This window comes from Rhizobacter sp. P1_G5 (genome assembly GCF_056405435.1).
The window spans coordinates 1-6,274 of the sequence record NZ_JBFUCB010000357.1 but is presented as its reverse complement, the minus strand read 5'-3'; the positions used below and the strand labels follow the sequence as shown (position 1 = coordinate 6,274).

Here is a 6,274-nt window from a genome sequence, read left to right as displayed (position 1 = left end):
TCATCGTTCTGCTTGGTGATGTAGCCGGCGTACTTGATGCTGATCTCGGCCTGCTCGATCACGGTGTCGGCGAGCGTCTGGCCCAGTTCGGCATGAAGGGCCGGGCGCGAAACACCGGCCTCCGGCTTCGCGATGGAAGCGACGGCAGCGACTGCATCGAAATCCACCCCGGGCCGACGCAGCAGGTCGGCCAGGCTGTATTCGTGCTCGATGGCTTTGCCCAGCAGCCGCTCGGCATCCGCGGCCGGCAGCAGGTTGGGGTGCACCCAGGTCGAGCGCAAGCGCTCGGTTTCACGTGAAACAGCATCGCGCTTGCGATTGAACGCATCCCAGCGCGCGTCGTCCACCAGGCCCATGTCCCGGCCAGCCTCGGTGAGCCGGAGGTCGGCGTTGTCCTCGCGCAGCTGCAGCCGGAATTCGGCGCGGCTGGTGAACATGCGGTAGGGCTCGGTGACGCCCTTCGTGATCAGGTCGTCGACCAGCACGCCGAGGTAGGCCTGGTCGCGGCGAGGCGTCCAGGCGTCCTGCCCTCGCACCTGGCGGGCGGCGTTGATGCCGGCGAACAGCCCCTGGGCCGCCGCTTCTTCGTAGCCGGTCGTCCCGTTGATCTGGCCCGCGAAGAACAGGCCGCCGATGGCCTTGGTCTCGAAGCTGGCCTTCAGGCCGCGCGGGTCGAAGTAGTCGTACTCGATCGCATAGCCCGGCCGAAGGATGTGCGCGTTCTCCAGCCCTTGCATCGAGCGCACCGCGGCGAGCTGGATGTCGAAGGGCAGGCTGGTACTGATGCCGTTCGGGTAGAACTCGTGGGTCGTGAGGCCTTCGGGCTCCAGGAAGATCTGATGCGAGTCCTTGTCGGCGAAGCGGTTGACCTTGTCTTCGATGCTCGGGCAGTAGCGCGGCCCCACGCCCTCGATGACGCCGGTGAACATCGGGCTGCGGTCAAAGCCGCTGCGGATGATCTCGTGCGTGCGCTCGTTGGTGTGCGTGATCCAGCAGGGCAACTGCTGCGGATGCTGCGAGGCATGGCCCATGAAGCTGAACACCGGCACCGGATCGAGGTCGCCGGGCTGCTCGGTCAGCTTCGAGAAATCGATCGAGCGGCCGTCCAGCCGCGGCGGCGTGCCGGTCTTCAAGCGCCCCTGCGGCAACTTCAGCTCTTTCAACCGGGCCGACAGCGAGACTGCCGGCGGATCTCCGGCGCGGCCGCCCGCATGGTTCTGCAGGCCGACATGGATGCGCCCGTCCAGGAACGTGCCGGCGGTCAGCACGACGGCCCGGGCGCGGAAGCGGATGCCCACCTGGGTGACAGCGCCGACCACGCGATCGCCCTCGACGATCAGGTCATCGACCGCCTGCTGGAACAGCGTCAGGTTCGGCTGGTTCTCCAGCCGGTGGCGAATGGCCGCCTTGTAGAGGATGCGATCCGCCTGCGCGCGGGTCGCGCGAACCGCAGGGCCCTTCGAGCCATTGAGGATGCGGAACTGGATGCCGGCTTCGTCGGTTGCGGTCGCCATCGCACCACCGAGCGCATCGACCTCCTTGACCAGGTGCCCCTTGCCGATGCCGCCGATCGACGGGTTGCAGCTCATCTGGCCCAGCGTCTCGATGTTGTGCGTCAGCAGCAAGGTGCTGCAACCCATGCGTGCGGCGGCGAGCGCGGCCTCGGTGCCGGCATGGCCGCCGCCGACGACAATCACGTCGAAATCATGGGGGAACAACATGGGGGCTCCGGTTGGGGTCACGGCAGCAATGTCGGCTGCTGCAAACGCAGGGCGTGAGGGACGCCGGCGAAGGTCGGATTTTAGGCGGGGGGCGGCTTTCCGTCACCTTGGTTTCACGTGGAACAACCGATGAGCATGGGTTTGAAGTGCCGACCGACGTGTGGGGCGTGTTGCATCGCGCCGTCGATCAGCACGCCGATTCCCGGGATGCCGAATGGCAAGCCGGCGGGCGTGCCCTGCGTGCAGCTCGACGCGGATCTGCGCTGCAGGATCTTCGGGCACCCCGAGCGGCCGGCCGTCTGCGGCTCGCTGCAGCCCAGCACCGAGATGTGCGGCGCGGATGCCATCCACGCAATCCACTGGTTGACCCAGCTTGAACACCAGACCCGCCCCGCGTCGCCTTGACGCTGCGGCTACCCCCAATGCCCCGGCCGCCGAGGCTCTCTAGACTCGTTCATCCCTACTGCGCGGAGCCATCGACATGCGATTCCCATCCATCACCCGCCGCGACTGGCTGGCCGCTGCGGCGGCAGGCTCCCTTCCCACGATCGGCTGGGGGCAGGGCGCGGCCTGGCCGACCAGGTCGATCCGCTTCGTCGTGCCGTTCGCACCGGGCGGCAGCTCGGAGATCGTGGCTCGTTCAACGGCTGTCGAACTGAGCAAAGGCCTTGGCCAGACCGTCTACGTCGAGAACAAGCCGGGCGGCAGCGGCAACATCGCGATGGCCGACGTGGCACACGCCGACGACCAGCACACGCTGATCCTGGGGCACATCGGTACGCTCGCCGTGAACCCGTTCATGTACGACAAGCTGCCGTACGACCCAGTCAAGGATTTCCGCCCGATCACCTTGCTGGCCAAGGTGCCGAGCCTCTACGTCGTTCACCCGGACGTCCCGGCGAAGACCCTGAAGGAGTTCATCGCGCTGGTGCGCAGCAAGCCGGGACAAATGAACTTCGGCTCGGCCGGCAACGGCAGTGCAGGGCACCTGGCGATGGAGTACCTGAAGGCCGTCGCCAACCTGTTCATCGTCCATGTTCCCTATCGCGGCACCGGACCCCAGCTGACGGACCTGCTGGCGGGGCGGCTCGATGCGGCCTCGGTCGGCGCGCCGGCCATCCTGCAGTTCATCAAGGCCGGCAAGCTGCGCTGCCTGGCGACAGGCTCGAAGCAGCGCCTCGCGCAACTGCCCGACGTGCCGACCGTGGCCGAGCAAGGGTTTCCGAACTTCGAGATGACGCAGTGGTATGGGTTGATGGCCCCATCCAGCCTCGCGCAAACGTATGCGGACCGCCTCGCGGTGGAGGCGGCGAAGGCGATACGTTCGCAGGCCGCCAAGGAGCGCCTGGAGGGCGATGCGGCCGAGGCGATCGGCAACACCCCGGCGCAGTTCGCGCAGTTCATCGCCCAGGAGCAGGCGCGCTGGAAGCCGGTGATCACGCGGGCGCGCATCAAGCCGGACTGATCCGGCAAGGGCGGAACTGCACCGCGATCGACCCGCTTCCCGGCGTTTTGCCGCCTGGGGGTGCGTGGGAGCATCCGCGGGCACGGTTTGTCGGGCGGCGCTGGGTTGCCGCCGACACCGTGGGTTGGATCCGCTGTCCATGGTCTTGATGTTTCGTCAGCTGCTGCGTCGGGTTGCGTCCTCGGTCAAATTCAAGATCGTTGCCGCCGGCGTGGTCACTGCGGTTGCCGCCACGGCCGTCACGACGCACTTCGTCCTGTCGACCACGCAGAGCCGCTCGCGGCAGCAACTGCTGCTGCAAAGCGCCAATGACGTCGAGCGCACGGCCAACCTGCTGTCGAGCAAGCTCGAACTGCTGCAGACGGCGCTGCAGGGCGTCGCGAGCCAGGTGCGGCCCGAGATGCTGCGCGACCGGCCGGCATTGACGCAGTTCCTGGTCGACAAGCCGTCGGCGGGGCTGCTGTTCGATTCCGTTTTCATCCTGGCCCCGAACGGGGATCTGCTGGTGCGCCTCGAGAAGGGCGTGCCGGGCACCCAGTTTCCGAACCTGGCCGACCGCGAATACTTCCGGCGCGCGATGCGCGAGAAGCTGCCGGTGGTCTCACGGCCGCTGGTCAGCGCGATCAGCCATGCGGCCGTCCTGATCTTCGCCGTGCCGGTGCGGCAGGTCGATGGCCAGGTCACGGCCGTCGTCGGTGGCGCGCTGCGCCTGGACAAGACAGGGCTGCTGTCATTCCTGCGCGACTCGTCCGGCCGCGACAACTCGCGCGATCTCGTCATCGATCGCAGCGGGCAGATCCTCGCGCATGCCGATCCGAAGCGGATCATGGGCCATGCGCGCGACGAGGTCGGGCTGAGTGCGGAGTTCGAGCGCTGGACCCTCGACGGCAGCACGATCCACGTGGAGGGGGCGGCCTCGCTGGGCCATGGCTACCTGGTCGCGCTGGCCGGGGTGCCCGCTGCGGAATGGATGCTGATTCACGTCACACCGGAGGCGGACGCGATGCAGTCGCTCGCCGCGGCACGCGACACGGCGTGGCGCGTCGGCGCGATCGTGGGGCTCGCGGCGGCGCTGCTCGCGGGCTTGCTGGCCTGGTTCATCACGCGGCCCATCTCCCAGCTGCATGCGAGGGCGATGAGCCTGCTCGATGACGAGGCGGCCATCCGCGGCGACTGGCCGCGCGGTGAAGGGGAGATCGGGGCGCTGTCGCGCGCGTTCCAGCACGTCGTCGAACAGCGGGTGCTGCGGGGTCGTGAGACGCACCGGCTGCTGGTGCAGCTGCAGGCGGTTCTCGATGCGGCGCATGCCGGCATCGCGCTCACGCGCGAAGGGCGCTTCGAGCTGGTGAGCCGGCACTTCTGCGAGCTGTTCGGACGCGACAAGGCCGAGTTGCTCGGGCATGACACGCGGCTGATCTTCACGAGCGAGCTGCAGCACCAGCAGCTGAGCCAGCAGTCGCGCGATGCGCTCGACGCCGATGGTGCCTACGAGGCGGAGAGCCCGCTCGCGCGGCGCGACGGCAGCACGTTCCGGGCGCACATCCGCGGCAACCTGCTGCCCGGCAGCGACCGCCGCGCCGGCATCATCTGGATCATCGAGGACGTGACCGAGGCGCATGAGCGCAACGCGCGCCTGTCCTGGTCGGCCACCCATGACGCGATGACGCGCCTGGCCAACAGGGTGCAATTCGACCAGGTCCTCGAAGAGGCGACCCAGCGCGCCGGCGAGCAGCCGTTCTGCGCACTGTTCATCGACCTGGATCGCTTCAAGGCCGTCAACGACACGGCGGGGCATGCGGCGGGAGACGCGTTGCTGCGTGACGTCGCATCGCAATTGCAGGAGCGGGTGCGCCCGTCGGACACGGTGGCGCGCCTCGGCGGCGACGAGTTCGCGGTGTTGCTGCCGCACTGTCCGGTCAAGCGCGCGCTGGCCATTGCAGACAGCCTGAGGGCCGCGATCAACGGCTATCGCCTGGAGTGGGAAGGCCGCAGCCTCGGCGTCGGCGCGAGCATCGGGCTCGTGCAGGTCGACGCCAGCTTCGCGAATGCGGCGGCGGTGCTCAAGGCCGCCGACATGGCGTGCTACGCCGCGAAGCGCGATGGACGGAACCAGGTGGTGGTCTATACCACTGCGATGGCTGCGTCGCGGAATCTGGTGGGGGTTTGAAGGGCCGGCCTCGGGACCGAGGCGGCCGGGCCAAGCCTGTTGTCACTTCGACAATTCAAAGCGCAACAGACCTGGCTTGGCACGACTGACATTGACGAGATCAGGGACACCCCTGTCTCTTCGAGGGAACCTCGCTGCGGTGACAGCCGCTCACGGGTTCCTCTTCGATTTACTACTTCCTCCGCTGAGTTCGTTGCAGTGATCCCGGGAATTTGGAGCGCCCGACCACTGCTCGATCAACTTTTACTACGGTCACACACACACGACTGGACTTGCGTCCAGGAATCTCACCAAGTCTTGTTCGGCTGGTCGGTGCCGCCGCTGATCAAACGCAGCAACTTGCTGTCGAGAACGACGGGCTCATTGCGAACGATCTTCGATTCGTTTTCGAAACGAGCGTTGTCGTTCGATTGCGTCGAGGGGATCAGTGCGATTGCTTGTTGCATGAGGAGCTCCTGGCTTGCTGCGTGCACGCCAACTCGTGCACTGGCTCTATTGCAGCAGCCCCCCTCGTTTGCGGTAACTGTCAGCTCTTACAGGTATCGCTGCACGCCAAGTTCAGGCAGTGCAAAACTCAACGAATCAGACCCATGCGCAAGGCCTTCAAGACGGCCTGATGCTTGTTGACGCAGCCAAGCTTGTGCATTGCATTGTTCACATGCAGTACAGCAGTTCGCTCACTGATACCGAGGATGTTGCCGACTTCCCATGCGGTCTTGCCATCCATCGTCCAGCGCAAGGTTTCGACTTCACGTGGCGTGAGTGGCGACGTCCCTGGCTCCTGGGCCGTGGGGATGAGGATGCGTGATGCGGTCTCGTAGGCGTGCACGGTGAACAGCTGCAGGTCGGCGACGATGCGCGTCAGCTCCTGGCGGTCCGTCGGCAGCGGCTGATCCCGCTCGACACCGAACATGAAGTGTT

At 66.7% G+C, this 6,274-nt stretch carries 6 protein-coding genes; 3 read left to right on the top strand and 3 right to left on the bottom strand.

Annotated features, from left to right (window positions below; genetic code table 11):
- Positions 1-1,721 (bottom strand): tRNA uridine-5-carboxymethylaminomethyl(34) synthesis enzyme MnmG (gene mnmG / locus AC1D12_RS21615; protein WP_477842760.1); only part of this gene is annotated, 1,721 nt, incomplete at its 3' end.
- 129 nt (positions 1,722-1,850) lie between these two features.
- On the opposite strand from mnmG, the gene AC1D12_RS21610 reads away from it, so the two are divergent.
- The 3 genes from AC1D12_RS21610 (at position 1,851) to AC1D12_RS21600 (ending at position 5,353) form a co-directional block, all read left to right on the top strand.
- Complete coding sequence (locus AC1D12_RS21610) at positions 1,851-2,126, top strand: YkgJ family cysteine cluster protein (RefSeq protein ID WP_477824479.1); 276 nt, start codon at positions 1,851-1,853, stop codon at positions 2,124-2,126.
- A gap of 76 nt (positions 2,127-2,202) precedes the next feature.
- On the top strand, positions 2,203-3,186 hold the full coding sequence (locus AC1D12_RS21605; RefSeq protein ID WP_047503661.1) for a Bug family tripartite tricarboxylate transporter substrate binding protein: 984 nt from the start codon (positions 2,203-2,205) through the stop codon (positions 3,184-3,186).
- Positions 3,187-3,397: 211 nt separating this feature from the next.
- Positions 3,398-5,353, top strand: a complete 1,956-nt coding sequence (locus tag AC1D12_RS21600) for a diguanylate cyclase domain-containing protein (protein ID WP_477824445.1) — start codon at positions 3,398-3,400, stop codon at positions 5,351-5,353.
- Between the two features lie 287 nt (positions 5,354-5,640).
- Here AC1D12_RS21600 and AC1D12_RS21595 read toward each other — a convergent pair whose 3' ends face one another.
- Together AC1D12_RS21595 and AC1D12_RS21590 are read right to left on the bottom strand one after the other, a co-directional pair.
- On the bottom strand, positions 5,641-5,799 hold the full coding sequence (locus AC1D12_RS21595; protein WP_156154782.1) for a hypothetical protein: 159 nt from the start codon (positions 5,797-5,799) through the stop codon (positions 5,641-5,643).
- A gap of 128 nt (positions 5,800-5,927) precedes the next feature.
- A partial coding sequence (locus tag AC1D12_RS21590; protein WP_477842758.1) for a response regulator transcription factor occupies positions 5,928-6,274 on the bottom strand: 347 nt, incomplete at its 5' end.

Bases quoted from the DNA above. Each gene is read 5' to 3' on its own strand.
- AC1D12_RS21610 (WP_477824479.1), top strand. From the start codon at position 1,851: ATGAGCATGGGTTTGAAGTGCCGACCGACGTGTGGGGCGTGTTGCATC.
- AC1D12_RS21605 (WP_047503661.1), top strand. From the start codon at position 2,203: ATGCGATTCCCATCCATCACCCGCCGCGACTGGCTGGCCGCTGCGGCG.
- AC1D12_RS21595 (WP_156154782.1), bottom strand. From the start codon at position 5,799: ATGCAACAAGCAATCGCACTGATCCCCTCGACGCAATCGAACGACAAC.